Source organism: Streptomyces sp. DG1A-41, from assembly GCF_037055355.1.
In the GTDB taxonomy this organism is placed as follows: Bacteria; Actinomycetota; Actinomycetes; order Streptomycetales; family Streptomycetaceae; genus Streptomyces.
Genome location: NZ_CP146350.1, coordinates 5,706,145 through 5,727,610 on the forward strand (window position 1 = coordinate 5,706,145; position 21,466 = coordinate 5,727,610).

Annotated in this window: 17 protein-coding genes and 3 pseudogenes; 14 read left to right on the forward strand and 6 right to left on the reverse strand. The window is 71.9% G+C overall.

From position 1 onward, the window contains the following. Nucleotides 1–10: 10 nt before the first annotated feature. Complete coding sequence (locus tag V8690_RS26780) at nt 11–598, reverse strand: hypothetical protein (protein WP_338782635.1); 588 nt, start codon at nt 596–598, stop codon at nt 11–13. A 273-nt stretch (nt 599–871) separates the two neighbouring features. Between V8690_RS26780 and V8690_RS26785 the strand changes: the two genes are divergently transcribed. From V8690_RS26785 to V8690_RS26800, 4 genes are all read left to right on the forward strand, one after another. Next, entirely contained in the window at nt 872–1,726 is an 855-nt protein-coding gene (locus V8690_RS26785; RefSeq protein ID WP_338782636.1) for a bifunctional methylenetetrahydrofolate dehydrogenase/methenyltetrahydrofolate cyclohydrolase, read from the forward strand. 247 nt (nt 1,727–1,973) lie between these two features. Then, nucleotides 1,974–2,471, forward strand: coding sequence for a DUF3017 domain-containing protein (locus tag V8690_RS26790; RefSeq protein ID WP_338785465.1), 498 nt, complete (start codon nt 1,974–1,976; stop codon nt 2,469–2,471). Between the two features lie 394 nt (nt 2,472–2,865). Next, nucleotides 2,866–4,101: a DUF2690 domain-containing protein gene (locus V8690_RS26795; RefSeq protein ID WP_338782637.1), complete on the forward strand. Its 1,236-nt coding sequence runs from the start codon at nt 2,866–2,868 to the stop codon at nt 4,099–4,101. A gap of 1,010 nt (nt 4,102–5,111) precedes the next feature. Next, nucleotides 5,112–6,101, forward strand: coding sequence for a malate dehydrogenase (locus tag V8690_RS26800; protein WP_338782638.1), 990 nt, complete (start codon nt 5,112–5,114; stop codon nt 6,099–6,101). Nucleotides 6,102–6,138: 37 nt separating this feature from the next. Here the strand turns inward: V8690_RS26800 and V8690_RS26805 are convergent. Then, nucleotides 6,139–6,485 (reverse strand): annotated as a pseudogene (locus V8690_RS26805) (hypothetical protein); the annotation flags it as partial. Between the two features lies 1 nt (nt 6,486). Here V8690_RS26805 and V8690_RS26810 point away from each other — a divergent pair. The 6 genes and pseudogenes from V8690_RS26810 to V8690_RS26835 all read left to right on the forward strand — a co-directional run. After that, a pseudogene (locus tag V8690_RS26810) lies at nt 6,487–6,696 on the forward strand (DUF664 domain-containing protein); the annotation flags it as partial. A gap of 178 nt (nt 6,697–6,874) precedes the next feature. Continuing rightward, nucleotides 6,875–8,394 (forward strand): annotated as a pseudogene (locus V8690_RS26815) (aldehyde dehydrogenase family protein). Between the two features lie 99 nt (nt 8,395–8,493). Further along, complete coding sequence (locus V8690_RS26820; RefSeq protein ID WP_338782639.1) at nt 8,494–10,026, forward strand: GMC oxidoreductase; 1,533 nt, start codon at nt 8,494–8,496, stop codon at nt 10,024–10,026. A 32-nt stretch (nt 10,027–10,058) separates the two neighbouring features. Further along, nucleotides 10,059–11,132, forward strand: a complete 1,074-nt coding sequence (locus tag V8690_RS26825; protein WP_338782640.1) for a glycine betaine/L-proline ABC transporter ATP-binding protein — start codon at nt 10,059–10,061, stop codon at nt 11,130–11,132. After that, complete coding sequence (locus V8690_RS26830; RefSeq protein WP_338782641.1) at nt 11,132–13,081, forward strand: ABC transporter permease subunit; 1,950 nt, start codon at nt 11,132–11,134, stop codon at nt 13,079–13,081. The genes V8690_RS26825 and V8690_RS26830 overlap by 1 nt, the downstream gene beginning before the upstream one ends. Nucleotide 13,082: 1 nt before the next feature. Next, nucleotides 13,083–14,039 (forward strand): ABC transporter substrate-binding protein, encoded by a 957-nt coding sequence (locus V8690_RS26835; RefSeq protein WP_338782642.1) that lies wholly within the window; start codon nt 13,083–13,085, stop codon nt 14,037–14,039. A 6-nt stretch (nt 14,040–14,045) separates the two neighbouring features. Here V8690_RS26835 and V8690_RS26840 read toward each other — a convergent pair whose 3' ends face one another. The 3 genes from V8690_RS26840 to V8690_RS26850 are packed head-to-tail and all read right to left on the reverse strand — an operon-like array spanning nt 14,046 to nt 15,711. Next, a complete protein-coding gene (locus V8690_RS26840; RefSeq protein ID WP_338782643.1) occupies nt 14,046–14,762 on the reverse strand; it encodes an isocitrate lyase/phosphoenolpyruvate mutase family protein in 717 nt (238 codons plus the stop codon). Next, nucleotides 14,759–15,205 (reverse strand): carboxymuconolactone decarboxylase family protein, encoded by a 447-nt coding sequence (locus V8690_RS26845; protein WP_338782644.1) that lies wholly within the window; start codon nt 15,203–15,205, stop codon nt 14,759–14,761. Before V8690_RS26845 ends, V8690_RS26840 begins: the two co-directional genes overlap by 4 nt. Beyond that, nucleotides 15,202–15,711 (reverse strand): carboxymuconolactone decarboxylase family protein, encoded by a 510-nt coding sequence (locus V8690_RS26850; RefSeq protein ID WP_338782645.1) that lies wholly within the window; start codon nt 15,709–15,711, stop codon nt 15,202–15,204. The genes V8690_RS26845 and V8690_RS26850 overlap by 4 nt, the downstream gene beginning before the upstream one ends. A 47-nt stretch (nt 15,712–15,758) precedes the next feature. Between V8690_RS26850 and V8690_RS26855 the strand changes: the two genes are divergently transcribed. Continuing rightward, nucleotides 15,759–17,147, forward strand: a complete 1,389-nt coding sequence (locus V8690_RS26855) for a PLP-dependent aminotransferase family protein (protein ID WP_338782646.1) — start codon at nt 15,759–15,761, stop codon at nt 17,145–17,147. Between the two features lie 91 nt (nt 17,148–17,238). On the opposite strand, the gene V8690_RS26860 is transcribed toward V8690_RS26855, so the two are convergent. Continuing rightward, nucleotides 17,239–18,081: a DMT family transporter gene (locus V8690_RS26860; RefSeq protein ID WP_338785466.1), complete on the reverse strand. Its 843-nt coding sequence runs from the start codon at nt 18,079–18,081 to the stop codon at nt 17,239–17,241. Nucleotides 18,082–18,226: 145 nt separating this feature from the next. On the opposite strand from V8690_RS26860, the gene V8690_RS26865 reads away from it, so the two are divergent. From V8690_RS26865 to V8690_RS26875, 3 genes are all read left to right on the forward strand, one after another. Next, nucleotides 18,227–18,583 (forward strand): hypothetical protein, encoded by a 357-nt coding sequence (locus tag V8690_RS26865; protein ID WP_338782647.1) that lies wholly within the window; start codon nt 18,227–18,229, stop codon nt 18,581–18,583. 15 nt (nt 18,584–18,598) lie between these two features. Continuing rightward, nucleotides 18,599–19,774, forward strand: a complete 1,176-nt coding sequence (locus V8690_RS26870) for a glutathionylspermidine synthase family protein (protein ID WP_338782648.1) — start codon at nt 18,599–18,601, stop codon at nt 19,772–19,774. A 230-nt stretch (nt 19,775–20,004) separates the two neighbouring features. Continuing rightward, nucleotides 20,005–21,453 (forward strand): glycine hydroxymethyltransferase, encoded by a 1,449-nt coding sequence (locus V8690_RS26875; protein ID WP_338782649.1) that lies wholly within the window; start codon nt 20,005–20,007, stop codon nt 21,451–21,453. The last annotated feature ends 13 nt before the right edge of the window (nt 21,454–21,466 follow it).

Sequence of the window (21,466 nt, forward strand, 5' to 3'; positions counted from 1 at the left end):
CGGGGTGCGTTCAGTAACGGGGGCGGTTGAACCAGGCCTTGCCGTTCGCGTTGCCGACGAACACCGCGACCAGGATGGCCAGGACGGTGTGCACCAGGCCCACGATGATGAACGGGTAGATGCCGAGGACGGCGGTGATGATGGCGAAGACCAGGATGGTGACGCGGGCGCCGTTGCCGCCGTTCTTGAACTTCGTCGCCAGGACGGCCGCGAACACCAGCCAGGCCAGGCCGAACACCACGTAGCCCCAGATCACGCCGGTCGACTGGCCGACCAGGTCCTGGAAGGCGGTGTTGTCCTTGAGGGACTCGTCGTCCTTCGCGGCGTTGAGGGCCACGGCGGCGAAGGCGAAGAACGCCACGCCGAGGACCTGGAGACCGACGATGACCCACATCATCACCTTGGCCGCGTTCACCGAGCCCGGCATCGTCGTCGGTGCGGCGGGCCCGCCGTAGGGGGACACCGGAGGGGCCTGCGGGTAGCCGTAACCGGGGGCCTGCCCCTGCTGCTGCGGGTAGCCGTAGCCCGGCTGCTGCGGCTGCTGCTGCGGCTGTCCCTGGGGAGCGCCGTAGGGGTTGTTCGGGTCGCCGTAGCTCATGGGGGCTTTCCTCCGTTGGTCCGAGTGCGGGGACGACGCGTGGCATACGTACGGAGGAGAGTTCTTCAGTTTGCGGCCGTCCCCCCGTTGAGCTGCCCGCGGCACTTGTCAGGTCATCGTTCTTCACCACTGACGGGCTTGTCCAGCCGCATTCCCGATGTGTTGTGCAAGTGCAACATCACTGATCATGGGCGGATACGGGGGAGGGGCCCCGCGGTGCCCGGATTGCGGCCGGATTGGAACCGCGGGCGGGTCATCCGCGAGGATGGGGGCATGACCGCCCAGATTCTCGATGGCAAGGCCACCGCAGCCGCGATCAAGTCCGATCTGACCGCCCGCGTGGCGGCGCTGAAGGAGAAGGGCGTCACGCCCGGCCTCGGCACGATCCTGGTCGGGGACGACCCCGGCAGCCAGAAGTACGTCGCCGGCAAGCACCGTGACTGCGCGCAGGTCGGCATCGCCTCCATCCAGCGCCAGCTGCCGGCCACGGCGACGCAGGAGGAGATCGAGGCGGTCGTCCGCGAGCTGAACGAGGACCCGGCCTGCACGGGTTACATCGTGCAACTGCCGCTGCCCAAGGGCATCGACGAGAACCGCATCCTCGAACTGATGGACCCGGACAAGGACGCGGACGGCCTGCACCCGATGAACCTCGGCCGTCTCGTCCTGAACGAGCCGGCCCCGCTGCCCTGCACCCCCAACGGCGTGCTGACCCTGCTGCGCCGCTACGGCGTGGAGATCAAGGGCGCGGAGGTCGTGGTGGTCGGCCGGGGTGTGACCATCGGCCGCCCGATGCCGCTGCTGCTGACCCGGCGCAGCGAGAACGCGACCGTGACCCAGTGCCACACCGGCACGCGTGACCTGTCGGCGCACCTCAAGCGCGCGGACATCATCGTCGCCGCGGCCGGTTCCGCCCATCTGATCCGCGCCGAGGACGTCAAGCCGGGCGCGGCCGTCCTCGACGTCGGCGTCTCCCGCAGCGCCGAGGGCAAGATCGTGGGCGACGTCCACCCCGACGTGGCCGAGGTCGCCGGCTGGATCTCCCCGAACCCCGGCGGAGTCGGCCCGATGACCCGCGCCCAGCTGCTCGTCAACGTGGTCGAGGCGGCGGAGCGCAGTGCCGGCTGAACGGAAGGCGGGGAGCGCGGGCAGCGCGTCGGACGCCGGGAACGCGGAGAGTGCGCCGGCCGCGGGGAAGGGTGCGGGCGCGGAGGGCGCTGCGGTCGTCCGGGGCGTGCAGGACGCCCAGGGCGGCCCGGCCGTCCCGAACGCTGCCGGAGCGCCGAGCGGCCGGGGCACGCGGCATGGTGCGGGCGTGGAGGACGTCACGGCCGGTCGGAGTGCGCAGGCCGTGCGCAGTGAGCAGGACGCGCCGATTGCGCGCAGCGGTGATACCGACCCGGGGGTGGTGCGGGAGGAGGACGGCGATATCACCGTGCGGGACCCCGTCAGCGCGCCCGATGCCGAGGGGCGGCCGCGGCGGGTCACCCGGCGGTTTCCGTTGTTCACCAAGGACACGGCGCGGCCCGAGGGCGGTGGCCGGGCCGCGTCCGGGGACGCGTTCGCGCCGGCGCGGCAGTGGCCCGTCCTCGCCGTGCTGGGGCTGGTCGGACTCGGCCTGCTGGTGACCGCGCTCGGGGAGTTCCGGCTCGGGACGCTGCTGATCGGCAGCGCCCTGCTGAGCGGTGGCGTGCTGCGCTGGCTGCTGCCGGACGTCGGCATGCTCGCCGTCCGCTCCCGGTTCACGGACATCGTCACGTACGGCACCATGGGCCTGGCGATCGTCCTGCTGGCGATGATGGCGCAGCCGAATCCCTGGCTCCAGATCCCGTTCCTGAAGGACACACTGCACTTCACGGTCACCAGCGAGTGACCGGACGGCGGTCCGTCCTCTCCCCCGAGGAAGGACGGGCCGCCGCCACGGCCAACCTTCCTGCACGGCGAAGAGCCTGTTCAACGGCTGTCAGTGCGCTGTGGCACGGAAGTGACGGTTCCGGTACTGGTTCCGGCACTTCCTCCGGCAGATTCGGCACGAAGTGGTGCAACCACGGGGTTGGCATGGACAATCGGGACGGTCCAGGGTGTATCGCGCGCGGCTCTTGCGCTCCTGTGCGCCTCCGCTCAGGGAACTGAGATCCTGAGTGGACGCATCCCTGTGGGTAGCCAGAACGGGGACTCGGCCGAGGTTGCCGACGCGGGGCGAACAGCGCGGGTAACAACAGCACGTACCGGGGGAAGAGGGGGAAGCAATGCCTCGTTGGAGGGCCTTGCCGGATGAGCTCGATCCGCAGATCAGGGAGTTCACCAGCCAGCTGCGCAGGCTCGTGGACCGCAGTGGTCTGAGCATCGCGTCGGTGGCGGACCGCACGGGCTACAGCAAGACGTCGTGGGAGCGTTATCTGAACGGCCGGCTGCTCGCGCCCAAGGGCGCGATCGTGGCGCTGGCCGAGGTCACCGGGACCAATCCGGTGCATCTGACCACCATGTGGGAGCTCGCCGAGCGTGCCTGGAGCCGCTCGGAGATGCGGCACGACATGACGATGGAGGCCATCCGGATCTCCCAGGCGCGCGCCGCGCTCGGGGAGTTCGGCGGGCAGGACTTCGGGAGCTCCTCGGCCGGTTCCAAGGGGGATGGCACGTCGGCCTCCGACGGCAAGACGGCCTCCGCGGGCGGCGGCCGGACGGCCCGCAGAAGCGGCAGCGCCACGGTCACGCCGGGGATCGCGGGCCCGGCGGGCGTCGCCCCGACCGTGCCGCCGCAGCCGACGGCCCCCGAGGTGCAGGATTCCACCGGCAGCGGTGCGACCGGGGTCAACTCGTGGGGAGTGGCGTCCGGGTACCAGGGCCGCGGCCGTACGGGCGGCACGGGAACCGGCTCCACGCCGGGTTCGGGCCCCGGAACCGCCCGCACACCGGGCGCCGGGGCGGGCGCGTACGGTGCGCCGCCGCAGGACGCGGTCCCGGCGGGCGCCGGTGGTGCCGGGGGCTCTGGCGGCTCTGCGGGTTCTGGCGGCAAGCGGCGGACCGCGACGTTCCTCGCGGGTGTCGTGGGCGTGCTCGTGGTGATCGCCGGCGCGTTCCACCTCACCGGTGGCGGTGGCGACGACGAGGCCAAGGGCGGCACCAAGTCGCCCTCGCCGACCGCCAGCACGAACCCGGAACTGCCGCCCGGCGTGAAGTGCAGCGGCGACAGCTGCACCGGCAAGGACGCGGAGAGCATGGGGTGCAGTGGTGACCTGGTGACCACGGCCCAGACCGCGACCGTCGGCACGACCGTCGTCGAGGTCCGCTACAGCGAGACCTGCAAGGCCGCCTGGGGCCGTATCACCCAGGCGGCCCAGGGCGACGAGGTCCAGATCAGCGCGGGCAAGGCGAAGCAGTCCGGCAGCATCACCGTCGCCGGCGACACCATCGCGTACACCCCGATGGTCTCCGTGAAGAACGCCACCACCGCCAGGGCCTGCGCAGCCCTGGCATCCGGCCGGCAGGGCTGCACGGAGTAGGGGACCACTCGGCACGTGGCGGGGCGCGTGGTTTCCGGCCCGGTGAGGGGGCTGGGATCCGACGACGCCTGGCGTGCGGCGGGCCGGCTGACCCTTGGCAGGGCGCGCGGAGTCCGGCCGGAGGCCCCGGGTCCGGCGGCGCCTGGCACACCGTGGAGCTCCTCGCACCGGCGGTGTCCGGCGTGCGGCGGGTTGTCTTGCCCCTGGTGGCTGCGCGTGGCCTCCGGCCGGGGGCTGGTATCGCGGGCCGTCTGGCTTCCTGGTGGGACGCGCGGTTTCCGGAGGGTGCCCGGCTTTCGGCTGGAGGTTCCGGGGCGGTCGTGACGATGGCCGTCTCCTTGCCCGCCCACCGGTGGACCGGCCGCACTCGGCGGCCCGGCCACTGCGGCCCGGCGGCGCTTGGCGCTCCGTGGGGCGCCTCGCATCGGCGGGTGCATTGCGTGCGGAGGGTTGTCTTGGCCCTGGCGGGGTGCCTGGTCTCCGGCCGGGGGACTGGGTTCCGGCGGGTGCCCGGCATGCGGTGGGCCGTCTGGTACCTGGCGGGGCCCGCGGCTTCCGGAGGGGGCATGGGCTCCGGCCGGAGGCCCCGGGCCGGCGGCGCCTGGCGCGCCGTGGGGCGTCGCGCGCCCGGAAACGCCGTCGCGTCTGGCCGCGATGTCGGGTGTGGGCTGCCTCGGGGGGCAGGTGTTCTCGGCCGGAGGGCCGGTCGGGGAAGGAATTCCGGAGAGGGAGGAATGCCTCGCGGAATCGCGGGCACGCGAACCGTACCCCCACGGGAGTCCGGCATGGTCGGTTCCCCCGGCGGCCGCCTTCGTCCTCCTCTCCCGGACGGGCGGCCGCCTTTTATGTACGGGTGCGGGCTGAGTTGTGGGGTGGGCCACACCGACCCGGCCGTCCGGGATCCCGGATGCGCGATAGCCTGACCGCTGGATCGATCTCTTGACGCCAAGAGATCGATCAAACGTCCGGGGCAGGGACGCCCCACCGCCAGCTGTCATACGGAGAACGCCATGACCCGCACTCCCGTGAACGTCACCGTCACCGGCGCGGCCGGCCAGATCGGTTACGCCCTGCTCTTCCGCATCGCCTCCGGTCAGCTGCTCGGCGCGGACGTGCCGGTGAAGCTGCGCCTCCTGGAGATCACGCCGGCGCTGAAGGCGGCCGAGGGCACGGCCATGGAGCTGGACGACTGCGCGTTCCCGCTCCTCCAGGGCATCGACATCACGGACGACCCGAACGTCGCCTTCGACGGCGCGAACGTGGGCCTGCTCGTCGGCGCCCGCCCCCGCACCAAGGGCATGGAGCGCGGCGACCTGCTGGAGGCCAACGGCGGCATCTTCAAGCCGCAGGGCAAGGCCATCAACGACCACGCCGCTGACGACGTCAAGGTCCTCGTCGTCGGCAACCCGGCCAACACGAACGCGCTCATCGCGCAGGCCGCCGCGCCCGACGTACCGGCCGAGCGGTTCACCGCGATGACCCGTCTGGACCACAACCGCGCCCTGACCCAGCTCGCGAAGAAGACCGGCTCCACGGTCGCCGACATCAGGCGGCTCACCATCTGGGGCAACCACTCCGCCACCCAGTACCCGGACATCTTCCACGCCACGGTCGCCGGCAAGAACGCCGCCGAGGTCGTGAACGACGAGAAGTGGCTGGCCGAGGACTTCATCCCGACCGTCGCCAAGCGCGGCGCCGCGATCATCGAGGCCCGTGGCGCCTCGTCGGCCGCCTCCGCCGCCAACGCCGCCATCGACCACGTCCACACCTGGGTCAACGGCACCGCCGAGGGCGACTGGGTCTCCATGGGCATCCCGTCGGACGGCTCCTACGGCGTCCCGGAGGGCCTGATCTCCTCCTTCCCGGTCACCTGCAAGGACGGCAAGTACGAGATCGTCCAGGGCCTGGAGATCAACGAGTTCTCCCGCGCCCGGATCGACGCCTCCGTCAAGGAGCTCGAGGAGGAGCGCGAGGCGGTCCGCGGCCTCGGTCTCATCTGAGTCGTCCGAGTCATGCGAGTCGTCTGAGCCGTCCGGCTCATCCGACCGGAGTCTCTCCGCGTTCCTTCGCAGGCCCCGTACCGGTTCCGTCCGGTGCGGGGCCTGCGGGTTTTCCAGAGGCTCGCCCAGAGGTCTGTCCGGCGCCCTCCCCGGCGCCTTCCGGGAGCAGCCGTACTCGGCGACCACCGCCGCCGTGGCCGCCAGGACCAGCAGGGCCACCGTGCGCAGGGCCGGGGCCATGCCGTCGTGGAGGCCGCCGCGGGAGGCCAGGACCGTGCCGGTGACCGCGACGCCGAGCGCCGCGCCGATCTCCCGGGCGGAGGTGCCGAGGCCGGAACCGAGACCCGCCTGATGGGGTGGCAGGGACGTGACGACGCCCACGGTGAACCTGCGCGAGGCGCTGGCCGGGAGTGACGCCGGGCGGCTCGCCGCGTTCACTACCCGCGACGGCCGGTCCCCGAGCGTGCGGCGTCCGCTCGTCGATCTCATCGAGGAGTACGCCCGCCACGTCGGCCACGCCGACCTCATACGCGAGTCGATCGACGGGCGCGTGGGCGAGGATCCGCCGGAGGACTTCCGGCCTCGGACGATCTGACGTCTCCGCGCCTGATCGTGCCCGCTTTCAGCATGATTGTCCGCATCTCCCGTGACACAGCGCACTTTCGGCCAGGGATCGCGCATGCATCCGGGCGACCAGGGCAGGCGCACTCGGTCTCTTGGTGACACATGTGTGACACAGGGGCGCTGATCAGGAACGGAAGGCGAAAACGATCATGGCGGAAAGCAACGAACTCCAGGCGCGCAGCACCATCCACGCGGGAGGGGAATGGCGTGCGGCCGTCTCCGGCGCCACGCGCGAGATCCTCGACCCCGCGGACGCCCTGCCGTTCGCCGTGGTCGCGGAGGGTGACGAGAAGGACACCGATCTGGCGATCGCCGCCGCCCGGCGCGCCTTCGACGAGGGGGAGTGGCCGCGCACACCCGCCGCCGAGCGGGCCGCGCTGCTGCGCCGCGTCGCCGACCTGCTCGTGCGCGACCGTGAGCAGCTCGGGCTCCTGGAGAGCCGTGACGCCGGCAAGACCGTCGAGGAAGGGCGCGTCGACATCGACTGCGTCGCCGACGCCTTCCGGTACTTCGCCGACCTGGTCGCGGCCGAGAGCCCGGGCCGGGTCGTGGACGCCGGCTCGTCCGACATCCACAGCGTCGTCGTGCACGAGCCCATCGGCGTCTGCTCGATGATCACGCCCTGGAACTACCCCCTGCTCCAGGCCAGCTGGAAGATCGCCCCCGCCCTGGCCGCCGGCAACACCTTCGTCATCAAGCCGAGCGAGATCACCCCGATGACGACGATCGCGCTGATCGAGCTGCTCGTCGAGGCCGGACTGCCCGCCGGTGTCGCCAACATCGTCACCGGGCCGGGTCATTCGGTCGGCGCCCGGCTCTCCGAGCACCCCGACGTCGACCTCGTCTCCTTCACCGGCGGCCTGATCAGCGGCACCAAGGTGGCCCAGGCCGCCGCGCCCACCGTCAAGAAGGTCGCCCTCGAACTCGGCGGCAAGAACCCCAACGTCGTCTTCGCCGACGCCTGCGCCACCGACGAGGGCTTCGACACCGCCGTCGACCAGGCCCTCAACGCCGCCTTCATCCACAGCGGCCAGGTCTGCTCGGCCGGCGCCCGCCTCATCGTCGAGGAGTCCGTGCGCGAGCGGTTCGTCGCCGAAATCGCCCGGCGCGCCGAGAAGATCCGCCTGGGCCGCGGCACCGAGGACGGCGTCGAGTGCGGTCCGCTGGTCTCCGAGCAGCAGCGCGCCAAGGTCGAGATGTACGTCGAGTCCGCCCTCAAGGAGGGCGCCGTGCTGCGCTCCGGCGGCAAGCGCCCCGAGCCCTCCCCGCAGCGCCCGGAGAACGGCTACTTCTACGAGCCGACCGTCCTCGACCACTGCCACCGCGAGATGCGCGTCGTACGGGAGGAGGTCTTCGGGCCGGTCCTCACCGTCGAGACCTTCCGCACCGAGGACGAGGCCGTCGCCCTCGCCAACGACACCGAGTACGGCCTCGCGGGCGGCGTCTGGACCGCCGACGCGGGCCGCGCCCGGCGCGTGGCCGGCCGCTGCGGCACGGCACGATCTGGATCAACGACTTCCACCCCTACCTGCCGCAGGCGGAATGGGGCGGTTTCGGCAAGAGCGGAGTGGGCCGCGAACTCGGCCCGGCCGGCCTCGCCGAGTACCGCGAGACCAAGCACGTCTACCAGAACCTCGCCCCGAAGCCGGTGCGCTGGTTCGCGGGCTGACCTCCGCCAGCGCCTGACCTCTCACCCGCCGACCTCACCACCCTTCGAGCCCGGCCCCCTTCGACCCCTCTGGTCCACCCCCCTCTGGAGCAACACGCCATGTCCCACACCAGTCCTGAGTACGACTATGTCGTGATAGGCGGCGGAACCGCCGGTTCCGTGATCGCCTCCCGCCTGACCGAGAACCCCGACGTCTCCGTCGCCGTCATCGAGGGCGGCCCCAGCGACGTCGGCCGCGACGACGTGCTGACCCTGCGCCGCTGGATGGGCCTGCTGGGCGGCGAGCTCGACTACGACTACCCCACCACCGAGCAGCCACGCGGAAACTCGCACATCCGGCACAGCCGGGCCCGGGTCCTGGGCGGCTGTTCCTCGCACAACACGCTGATCGCGTTCAAGCCGCTGCCCGCCGACTGGGACGAGTGGGAGGCCGCCGGCGCCAAGGGCTGGGGTGCGGTGCCGATGGAGGCGTACTTCGCGCGCCTGCTCAACAACATCGTCCCGGTCGACGAGCGGGACCGGAACGCCATCGCCCGTGACTTCGTGGACGCGGCCCAGACGGCGCTGGACGTGCCGCGCGTGGAGGGCTTCAACCAGAAGCCGTTCACCGAGGGCGTCGGCTTCTTTGACCTCGCCTACCACCCCGAGAACAACAAGCGGTCCTCGGCGTCGGTGGCGTATCTGCACCCGGTGATGGACGAGCGGCCCAACCTGACGATCCTGCTGGAGACCTGGGCGTACAAGCTGGAGCTGAACGGCAACCGCGCCGAGGGCGTCCACGTGCGCACCAAGGACGGCGAGGAGATCCTCGTCAAGGCCCGCAACGAAGTCCTGCTGTGCGCCGGTGCCGTCGACTCGCCCCGCCTGCTGATGCACTCCGGCATCGGCCCGAAGGCGGACCTGGAACAGCTCGGCATCCCCGTCACGCACGACCTGCCGGGCGTCGGCGAGAACCTGCTCGACCACCCCGAGTCGGTCATCGTGTGGGAGACCAACGGCCCCATCCCGGAGAACTCCGCGATGGACTCGGACGCGGGCCTGTTCGTGCGCCGCGACCCCGAACTGCCGCACCCCGACCTGATGTTCCACTTCTACCAGGTCCCGTTCACGGACAACCCGGAGCGACTGGGCTACCAGCGGCCCAAGTTCGGCGTCTCGATGACCCCGAACATCCCCAAGCCGAAGAGCCGCGGCCGGCTGTACCTCACCAGCGCCGACCCCGAGGTCAAGCCCGCCTTGGACTTCCGCTACTTCACCGACGAGGACGACTACGACGGCCGTACCCTCGTCGACGGCATCAAGATCGCCCGCGAGATCGCCAAGACCGAACCGCTGGCCGGCTGGCTCAAGCGCGAGGTCTGCCCCGGCCCGGACATCACCGGCGACGAGGAGCTCGGCGAGTACGCCCGCAAGGTCGCCCACACCGTCTACCACCCCGCCGGCACCTGCAAGATGGGCGACGCCGACGACCGGCTCGCGGTCGTCGACCCGGAACTGCGCATCCGCGGCCTGGAGGGCATCCGCGTCGCCGATGCCTCCGTGTTCCCCACCATGACCACCGTCAACCCGATGATCGGCGTGCTCATGGTCGGGGAGAAGGCCGCCGAACTGATCGGTGGTGGTTCCCGGTGACCGCGACCCTCGAACCCCCCAGGGAGCAGACCATGGACACCACCACCCCCGTCTTCTCGGTGGAGGGCCTGTGGAAGGTGTTCGGCCCCAAGGCCGACCGCGTTCCCGCCGACCCCGAGCTCACCGCCCTCGAACCCGCCGAGCTGCGCGCCCGCACCGGCTGCACGGCCGCCGTCCGGGACGTCAGCTTCGACGTGCGCAAGGGCGAGGTCTTCGTCGTCATGGGCCTGTCCGGCTCCGGCAAGTCCACACTGGTGCGCTGTCTGACCCGGCTGATCGAGCCGACCGCCGGCACCATCGCCATCGACGGCGAGGACGTCCGCGCCATGGACCGCTCCCGGCTGCGCGAACTGCGCCGCCACCGCGCCGCCATGGTCTTCCAGCACTTCGGCCTGCTGCCGCACCGCACGGTCCTCGACAACGTCGCCTACGGCCTGGAGATCCAGGGCATGGGCAAGGCCGAGCGGCGCGAGCGGGCCGCCGAGGTCGTCGCCAAGGTCGGCCTGGAGGGCATGGAACACCGCCGCCCCGGCCAGCTCTCCGGCGGGCAGCGGCAGCGCGTCGGGCTCGCCCGGGCGCTCGCCGTCGACCCCGAAGTCCTGCTGTTCGACGAGCCGTTCAGCGCGCTCGACCCGATGATCCGGCGCGACATGCAGGAGGAGGTCGTGCGGCTGCACCAGGAGGAGGGCCGCACGATGGTCTTCATCACCCACGACCTCAACGAGGCCCTCAAGCTGGGCGACCGCATCGCCCTGATGCGCGACGGTCACGTCGTGCAGCTCGGCACGCCCGAGGAGATCGTGGGCTCGCCCGCCGACGACTACGTCCGCGAGTTCGTCCGGGACGTCCCGCGCGAGCAGGTCATGACCGTCCGCACGGCCATGCGCCGCCCCTCGGCGGACCAGGACGGCAGCGGACCGGCGGTCCGGCCCGAGGCGACGGTCTCCGAGGCGATCGAGGCGGTCGCCCGCGCCGGCGCACCGGCCCGTGTCATGGACAAGGGCCGCTGCGTGGGCGTGATCGACTCCGACACCCTGCTCGGCGTCGTCGCCGGCACCGAGCATCCCGCGCCGCCGGGTACCGAACAGCCCAAGGAGGCGGTGTGATGGCGACCATCACCGCCTCCCCGCCGCGTATCGGCCTGCCCGGCCTCCTCAAGAACCCGGCTGTCCGCAAGCTGCTGCTGCTCGCCCTGGTCGCCGCGATCCTCGTCCCGCTGGCCAACGCCCGCTGGGCGAGCGGCACCTGGCCGAGCGCACTGACCGTCGACGTCTCCGAGCCGCTCTCCAAGGCCAGCGACTGGATCATCGACAACCGCGACAGCCACCCGCTGTTCCTGTACTTCTTCGGCCACGTCAGCAACGTCGTCGTGATCGCCGTACGGGCCGTCTACCTCACCCTCCTCGCCATCGGCTGGGCGGGCGTCACGGCCCTGGGCGCGCTGGTCGCCTGGCGCGTCGCGGGCGTCCGGCTCGCACTCGGCACGGCCGTCGCCTTCCTCGCCTGCGGCCTGCTCGGCATGTGGGTGCCGACCATGCAGACGCTCGCCCTGATGGTCGTCGCGGTCGTCGCGTCGGTCGTCGTCGGCATGCTGCTCGGGCTCGCCGCCGGCCTTTCCGACCGGATGGACCGCGTCCTGCGCCCGGTCCTGGACACCATGCAGGTGCTGCCCGCCTTCGCCTACCTGCTGCCGGTCGTGCTGGTCTTCGGCATCGGCGTCCCGGCGGCCGTCCTGGCCACCGTCATCTACGCCGCCCCGCCCATGGCCCGCCTGACCTCGCTCGGTCTGCGCGGTGCCGACAAGGAGGTACTGGAGGCCGTCGAGTCGCTCGGCGCCACCGCACGGCAGCGGCTGCTGACCGCCCGGCTCCCGCTGGCCCGCAAGGAACTCCTGCTCGGCGTCAACCAGACGATCATGATGGCGTTGTCCATGGCCGTCATCGCGGCCGTCATCGGCGCGGGCGGTCTCGGTGACCGCGTCTACCAGGCACTGGCCTCGGTCGACGTGGGCGCCGCGCTCGCCGCCGGTATCCCGATCGTGCTGCTGGCCGTCGTCCTGGACCGCGTCACGGGCGCGGCGGGGGAGAAGCTCGGCGCCGAACCGGAGCCCCGCAGCGGGCTCGGCTGGCTCCTCGCCCTCGTCGGTGTCGTCGTCGTGGCGGTCGCCGGCCGTTTCGCCGGCCGGCTCGACTGGCCCGAAGCCTGGATCGTCGGCATCGCCGAGCCCGTCAACCGCGCCGTCGACTGGATGACCGCGCACCTGTACTCCGGTGTCCCCGTCATCGGCGGCACCGCCGACTGGGCCGGCCACTTCACCACCTGGGTCCTCGACCCCGTGCGCGGCGGCCTCCAGTGGCTGCCCTGGTGGTCGGTCCTGCTGATCGTCGCCGCCCTGGCCTGGGTGATCGGCACCTGGCGCACCGCGCTCACCGCCGTCCTCGCCATGGCCGCGATCGGCGTGCTCGGTGTCTGGAAGCCGTCCCTGGACACCCTCTCCCAGGTCCTGGCGGCCGTAGCCGTCACCCTCGTCGTCGGCTTCGCCACCGGCATCGCGGCGGCCCGCAGCGACCGGCTGGAGCGGCTGCTGCGCCCGGTCCTGGACGTCTTCCAGACGATGCCGCAGTTCGTGTACCTGATCCCGGTCGTCGCCCTGTTCGGCGTCGGCCGCGCCCCGGCCGTCGCGGCCGCGATCGTGTACGCGCTCCCGGCCGTCGTCCGCATCACCACCCAGGGCCTGCGCCAGGTCGACCCGGCCGCGCTGGAGGCCTCCGGCTCGCTCGGCGCGACCAGCTGGCAGCAGCTGAAGCAGGTGCAGCTGCCGCTGGCCCGCCCGGCCCTGCTGCTCGCCGTCAACCAGGGCCTCGTCCTGGTCCTCGCCGTCGTCGTCATCGGCGGCCTGGTCGGCGGTGGCGCCCTCGGCTACGACGTCGTCTTCGGCCTCGCCCAGGGGGACCTCGCCACCGGTCTGGTGGCCGGCGCGGCGATCGTCTGCCTCGGCCTGATGCTCGACCGGGTGACCCAGCCCACCGAACGCCGCGCGAAGAAGGGAGCGTGACATGCGAGTCCGTAAGACGGCCCTGGTCGCCGCTCTGAGCTCCCTGGCGCTGCTCACCGGCTGCGGTGCCGCCGACATGACCAAGCAGGCCTCGCCCTTCGCGGGCGCGCAGGGCGCCAAGACCGTGACCCTGTCCGTACAGTCCTGGGTGGGCGCCCAGGCCAACGTGGCCGTCGCCCAGTACATCCTGGAGCACGAGCTCGGCTACCGCGTCGACACCGTCCAGGTCGACGAGGTGCCCGCCTGGGACGCCCTCAGCCAGGGCCGCGTCGACGCGATCCTGGAGGACTGGGGCCACCCCGAGCAGGAGCAGCGGTACGTCAAGGACAAGAAGACGATCGCCCCCGGCGGCGATCTCGGCGTCACCGGCCACATCGGCTGGTTCGTCCCGACGTACCTCGCCAAGCAGCACCCGGACATCACGAACTGGAAGAACCTCAACAAGTACTCCCACCTGTTCCGCACCCCGGAGAGCGGCGACAAGGGCCAGCTGATGGACGGTTCGCCGTCCTACGTCACCAACGACAAGGCGCTGGTGAAGAACCTGAAGCTGGACTACCAGGTGGTGTTCGCCGGGTCCGAGGCGGCGCAGATCACCCAGATGAGGCAGTTCGCCAAGGAGAAGAAGCCCTTCCTCACCTACTGGTACTCGCCGCAGTGGCTCTTCAAGAAGGTCCCCATGACCGAGGTGAAGCTGCCGCCGTACAAGGAGGGCTGCGACGCCGACCCGGAGAAGGTCGCCTGCGCCTATCCGCACACGCCGCTCCAGAAGTACCTGAACTCGGGCTTCGCTAAGAACGGCGGCAAGGCGGCGGCCTTCCTGAAGGAGTTCAAGTGGACGACCGAGGACCAGAACGAGGTCTCCCTGATGATCGCCGACAAGAAGATGACGCCGGAGGACGCGGCGAAGAAGTGGGTGGACAGCCACCGGTCCACGTGGAAGAAGTGGCTGTCCTGACGTCCCCTACGTCAACCGAGCCGCGATCTCCCGCAGGGCCCGGGCGGCCCGCCGCTGGAGTCCCGGCCCGAAGGTGATCCGGGTGGCCCCTCGCGCGCCGAGTTCGGCGGGCGAGGGGCCACCCTCGGTCGGGGCACCCACGTTGATCGGCCCGTGAATCCCGGCCCGCAGCAGCGGCAGCACGTCCGGCGGGGCGCCGATCGGGTAGACACAGTCGGCGCCCGCAGCGACGTACAACGCGGCCCGCTCGACGGCCCGTTCGGGATCGGCGACCCCGCGGGCGAAGGTGTCCACGCGTGCGTTGACGAAGAGCCGGTCACCGGCCGCGTCCCGCACCTCGGCCAGCCAGTCGGCGTGCGCGTGCGGGTCCTTGAGCACCCCGCTCTCGGAGTCCTCCAGGTTGCAGCCCACGGCCCCCGTCTCCAGCAACCGCTCCACCAGCACCTTGGGCGCGAGCCCGTATCCGCCCTCCACATCCGCCGACACCGGCACGTCCACGGCCCGGACGATCCGGGCGACCGCCGCGAACATCTCGTCGGCCGGGACCTGCCCGTCCTCGTAGCCGAGGGAGGCGGCGACCCCGGCACTGGGCGTGGCGAGCGCCGGGAACCCGGCCTCGGCGAACACCCGCGCGCTGGCCGCGTCCCAGGGCCCGGGCAGCACGAGGGGGTCGCCGGGCGCCCGGTGATGGTGCAGGGCGCGGAACACATCGGTTTTGCTCATGGCGTGTAACCCCTCGGCGGAACGCGGCGGCTGACCATCAGCCGGTTCCAGTTGTTGATGGCGACGACCAGGCCGATCAGATGGGCGAGCCGGGCCTCGTCGAAGTGCTTGGCGGCCCGCTCGTACACCTCGTCCGGCACGAACCCGTCCGTCAGCACGGTCACCGCCTCCGTCAGCGCCAGCGCGGCCCGCTCCCGCTCGTCGAAGACCTCCTCGGCCTCCTCCCACGCGGCCAGCAGATCGAGCTGCCGCTCACTCACCCCGTACTCGCGGGCGATCGCGAGATGCATGTCGAGGCAGAACGCGCAGTGGTTGAGCTGCGAGGCGCGGACCATGACGAGTTCGGCCAGGGCCGGGTCGCCGAGGCCCTTTTTCGCTGTGGCGCTCAAAGTCGACATGGCCCGGCTGACCGCCGGGTCGAGCGCCCGCGTCCGAGCCGTCATTTGTACTGCCCCGGCTGGTAGTGCCCCGGCGCCATACGGCAGGTCACCCCGAACCGGTTCCAGGCGTTGATCGTCGTGATCGCGGCGATCAACTGCGCCAGCTCGGCCTCCTCGAAGTGCCTGGCGGCGTTCTCGTACACCTCGTCCGGCACGAAGCCGTCCGTCAGGACCGTCACGGCCTCCGTCAGCTCCAGCGCCGCGAGCTCCTTCGCGGTGTAGAAGTGCCGCGACTCGTCCCAGGCGCTGAGCTGGAGGATCCGCTCGACGCTCTCGCCCGTCGCGAGGGCGTCCTTGGTGTGCATGTCGATGCAGAAGGCGCAGTGGTTGATCTGGGAGGCGCGGATCTTCACCAGCTCGTACAGCGTGTGGTCGAGGCCCTGCCGGGCGGCGATCTCCAGCCGGACCATCGCCTTGTAGACCTCGGGCGCGTGCTTGGCCCACTCCAGGCGGGCGGGCTGCTCGGGGGCGTACTCCACGGTCGTCGTGTCATCGGTGTGCTTCGTCATGCCCTCGACCCTAGGAAGGAAGCAGCCCAGGGGTATGGTCCATTTCCATGGCGGATCAGTGGGCCACTTTGGGCATCGACCTGCACCTGGAGCCGACCGGCCCGGGCCTGCGCCGGGGGCTCACCGACGCCCTGCGCGAGGCGGTGCGCTCCGGCCGGCTGGCCCCCGGCACCCGGCTGCCCTCCTCCCGCGCGCTCGCCGCCGACCTGGGCATCGCCCGCAACACGGTCGCCGACGCCTACGCCGACCTGGTCGCCGAGGGCTGGCTCACCGCCCGGCAGGGCTCGGGGACCCGGGTCGCCGACCGGACGGTCGTCCCGCCGGCCGGCACGGCACCCCACCACCGCGAACGCACCCGCCCCGCCTACGACCTGCGCCCCGGCCGCCCCGACCTCGCCTCCTTCCCGCGCGCGCAGTGGCTCAAGGCCGCCCGCCGCGCCCTGACCGCCGCCCCCCACCACGCCCTCGACTACGGCGATCCCCGCGGCCGTCCCGAGCTGCGCGCCGCGCTCGCCGGCTACCTCTCCCGGGCCCGGGGCGTACGCGCCGGCCCCGAACGGATCGTGGTGTGCGCCGGGTTCGCGCACGGCCTGAAGCTGCTCGGCACGGCCCTGCGGGCGCGCGGGGCACGGACGGTCGCGGTCGAGTCGTACGGGCTCGATGTGCACTTCAGGCTCCTGGCCGAGTCCGGCCTGCACACGGTCCCGCTGCCCTTCGACCGGCTGGGCACCGACCCCGGCGAGCTGTCCGCCGCCGACGCGGTCCTCCTCACCCCCGCCCACCAGTTCCCCATGGGCGTCCCCCTGCACCGCGACCGCCGCGCGGCCGTCGTGGACTGGGCGCGCCGCACCGGCGCTCTGGTGCTGGAGGACGACTACGACGGCGAGTTCCGCTACGACCGTCAGCCCGTGGGCGCGCTCCAGGGCCTGGACCCCGACCGGGTGGTCTACCTGGGCACCGCGAGCAAGTCCCTCGCGCCCGGACTGCGGCTGGCCTGGATGGTGCTGCCGCCGGACCTCGCGGAGGAGACCGCGGCGGCCAAGGGCGGAATCGACACCTGCGGGGCCCTGGACCAGCTGACCCTGGCCGAGTTCCTCACGTCCGGGGGCTACGACCGCCATGTCCGGGCGGCCCGCCTGCGCCTCCGGCGCCGCCGGGACGCCCTGGTCGCCGCCGTCGCGGCCCGGGCCCCCGAGGCCCGGGTCACCGGCATCGCGGCCGGGCTGCACGTCCTGCTGCGGCTGCCGCCCGGCACCGAGCAGTCGGTGCTCCAGGCAGCCCACTGGCGGGGCCTGGCGGTCCACGGCCTCACCCGCTACCGGCACGCAGCCGCGGTCGCCGAGCCGGCCGACGCCCTGGTCGTCGGCTACGGGACACCGCCGGACCACGCGTGGTCGGGGTCGCTGGACGCGCTGTGCGCGGTACTGCCCGGATGATCGATGGTCACCCCATGAGACGAAGCACTTCCCTGTCCCGCGTGGCCCTGAAGAAGGAAAACACCCCGATCACCTGGGCGTGAGCCCCCGATCACCTGGGCGCGAGCGCGCTCTCCGCCTGCCCGGCCGGCGCCTCCCCGAACCGCGACAACGCCAGCGCCCCGGCGACCGCCACCGCGAAAGCGAGCACCGCCGGCCAGCCCAGCCCCGGCCGCGTACGGTCCCCGAGCCACACCACGCCGATCAGCGCGGGCGCGACGGTCTCCCCGAGCACCAGTCCGGCGGTCGCCGTGGTCACCGACCCGCGCTGGAGGGCGGAGGTCAGCAGCAGGAACGCCGCCCCGCCGCCGAGCAGCAGCGCGTACACCGCCGGGTTCGTGAAGAGCGCACCAGGCGTCAGGCCGTTGACGAGCCGCACCGCCACCTCCACCACCCCGAACCCGAGTCCGGCACCCAGCCCGAGCGTGAGCGCCCGCCCCCGCTCCGGCAGCCGCCCACCCACCGCTCCGAGCAGTAATACCCCGCCCGCCGCGGCGAGCATCGCCCACTTCAGCCAGACCGGCCCGGCCTGCTCGCCCTCCGCCCCGGACGTCAGCCCCAGCAGCGCCAGCCCGGCGCACACCACCCCCACCGCCCCCCACTCCACGCGGCTCAGCCGCACCCTGAGCAGCCGCGCCGCGACCACCGCCGTCACCGCGAGACTCGCGGCCAGCGCCGCCCCCACGGCGTAGATCGGCACCGACCGCAGCGCGGCGATCTGGAGCAGGAAGCCGAGCCCGTCCATCCCGAGCCCGACCAGATACCGCCACTGCCGCAGCGCCCGCCACAACAGCGCCGCATCCCCGCCCGGGCCGGTCGCCACCGCCCGCGCGGCCATCGCCTGCAACACCGTCGCCGTACCGAAGCAGACCGCCGCACCAAGGGCGCACACCATTCCAAAGATCACAAAACGACAGTAGGGTCTGGGGGCGTGAGCCGGGGGGGCCATGCGCGCGTCTTCACACCGGTCTCTAGGCTTGGCCGCTCGGCAGTACATGACAGGGACACGCAGCACACGACGGGGACACGGGGAGACACGCATGGCGGAAACACGGCGACGGCTGCGCTCGAGCACGGTGGTGCTGGGCGGCATGGGTGTCCTCGCGGCGGCCCTGTCCGCGTGCGGCTCCGACCCGGACCGCCGATGTGTGGACCGGGACAGTCACGACTACATCAACGGCTACAAGATCGTCGCCGACAAGAACTGCGAGTCGGGCTCCTCGTCCTCCTCCTACGGCAAGGGCCGCAAGAAGACCGGCAAGACCACCACGAACGCCGACTGGTACTACGACGCCGACGTCAGCGGCCGCTACGCCGACCACGGCACCTTCAGCCGCAGCGAGGCCGTCGACCGGGGCGGCTTCGGCTGCTCGGGCTCCGGCAGCGGCGGCGGCTGACCGGGCCGTACGCACATGGAACGCCGCACCATCACCCCCCGCCCCGGCTGGCAGCAGACCGTCGAGGAACAGGGCCTGATCTACCCCCTCACCCGCTACCCCGACGACTCCCTGCGCCCCTACTGGGACGAAAGCGCCTACTACGTCTTCTCCCTCCCGGAGATCGAGGCCCTGGAAGAGGTCGTCGAGGAACTCCACCGCATGTGCCTGGCGGCGGCCGACCACATCGTCACCGAGGAGCGTTTCGCGGACCTGGGCATCACCGACCCCCGCCTGGCCCGCAGGGTCGCCGAGTCCTGGCGCCGCCGCGCCGAACTCCCCTCCCTCTACGGCCGCTTCGACCTCCGCTACGACGGCACCGGCCCGGCCAAGCTCCTGGAGTACAACGCCGACACCCCCACCTCACTGGTGGAGGCCGCCTCCCCCCAGTGGTTCTGGATGGAGGAGTGCTTCCCCGGCGCCGACCAGTGGAACTCCCTCCACGAACGCCTGATCGACGCCTGGGGGAAACAGGCCGCCCTCCTCCCGCCGGGCAGCCCCCTGTACTTCGCGTACTCCTCCGCCGACGAACTCGGCGAGGACCTGATGACGGTCGCCTACCTCAAGGAAACAGCGGAGCAGGCGGGCCTCGCCACCGACTGGATCTCCATGGAGGAGATCGGCTGGGACCGCCTCTCCGGCCGCTTCGTCGACAACCGCCTCCGCTTCATCCGCAGCGTCTTCAAGCTCTACCCCTGGGAGTGGCTCACCACCGACCGCTTCGCCGACCACGTCCTGGACACCCTCGACAACGGCGGCGGCACGGGCACGACCCTCTGGATCGAGCCGGCCTGGAAAATGCTCCTCAGCAACAAGGCGCTCCTGGCCATCCTCTGGGAGCTGTACCCCGACCACCCCAACCTCCTCCCGGCCTACCTCGACGGCCCCCGCGACCTACCGGGCTGGGTCGCCAAGCCCCTCCTCGGCCGAGAGGGCGCGGGCGTCACGATCCACGACCCCGGATCCCCCCGGACCCGCCGAGACGAACCCTGCTGCTACCAGCGACTGGCCCCGCTCCCCACCTTCGACGACAACCACGTGGTCCTGGGCGCCTGGGTGGTGGAAAACGAGTCGGCGGGCCTGGGCATCCGCGAGTCATCGGGCTTGGTCACAGACGAATACGCCCGCTTCCTTCCCCATGTGATCCTTTAGGCGTGCTTGAGGGAAATTGCCTCTTAGGGGCGCGGGGAACTGCGCGACAAGCCACAACGAAACCCGCACGCATGGTCCGGTAGGCTGATCACCGGGCCGTGACTGGCGTGCTGGGATGGGACCGACCATCGGGAAGCGGCCCACGGACCCGGTTGAACCCCGGGGACCGGAACCGTGCCGTGCGCCTGGGCCGTACCGTGAACGCTGAACGCAACGTCCGGAGGTCCTACATGCCAGCCGAGCCCCTCTCCACCGCTTCCACCGCCTACCGCGCCGCCCTCGACGTCATCCGCGCCGTGGAGCCCCGCGTAGCCGACGCCATCGGCCAGGAGGTCGCCGACCAGCGCGAGATGCTCAAGCTGATCGCCTCGGAGAACTACGCCTCCCCGGCCACGCTGCTGGCGATGGGCAACTGGTTCAGCGACAAGTACGCCGAGGGCACCATCGGCCGCCGCTTCTACGCCGGCTGCCGCAACGTCGACACCGTCGAGTCCCTCGCCGCCGATCACGCCAAGGAACTCTTCGGCGCCCGCCACGCCTACGTCCAGCCGCACTCCGGCATCGACGCCAACCTCGTCGCCTTCTGGTCGGTCCTCGCCCAGCGCGTGGAGGTCCCGGCCCTGGAGAAGGCCGGCGCCCGCCAGGTCAACGACCTCTCCGAGGCCGACTGGGCGGAGCTGCGCCGCGCCTTCGGCAACCAGCGCATGCTCGGCATGTCGCTGGACGCCGGCGGCCACCTCACCCACGGCTTCCGCCCGAACATCTCCGGCAAGATGTTCGACCAGCGCTCCTACGGCACGGACCCGGCCACCGGCCTCATCGACTACGAGGCCCTGCGCACCTCGGCCCGCGAGTTCAAGCCGCTGATCATCGTCGCGGGCTACTCGGCGTACCCCCGCCTGGTGAACTTCCGGATCATGCGCGAGATCGCCGACGAGGTCGGCGCCACGCTCATGGTCGACATGGCGCACTTCGCCGGCCTGGTCGCGGGCAAGGTCCTGACCGGCGACTTCGACCCGGTCCCGCACGCCCAGATCGTGACGACGACCACCCACAAGTCGCTGCGCGGCCCCCGCGGCGGCATGGTCCTGTGCGACGACTCCCTGAAGGACCAGGTCGACCGCGGCTGCCCGATGGTGCTCGGCGGCCCGCTCCCGCACGTCATGGCAGCCAAGGCGGTCGCCTTCGCGGAGGCCCGCCAGGAGTCCTTCCGCGACTACGCCCAGCGCATCGTCGACAACTCCCGCGCCCTCGCCGACGGCCTGATGCGCCGCGGCGCGACCCTCGTGACGGGCGGCACGGACAACCACCTGAACCTGATCGACGTCGCCACGTCCTACGGCCTCACCGGCCGCCAGGCCGAGGCCGCCCTGCTCGAGTCGGGCATCGTCACCAACCGCAACGCGATCCCCGCCGACCCGAACGGCGCCTGGTACACCTCCGGCATCCGCATCGGCACCCCGGCCCTGACCACCCGCGGCCTGGGCACGGCGGAGATGGACGAGGTGGCGGCCCTGATCGACCGCGTCCTCACCACGACGGAGCCGGGCACGACCAAGTCGGGTGCCCCCTCCAAGGCGGCCCACGTCCTCGACGCGAAGATCGCCGACGAGATCAGCCACCGCGCGACGGACCTGGTGGCGGCGTTCCCCCTGTACCCGGAGATCGACCTCGGCTGAAGCACCCCGTAAG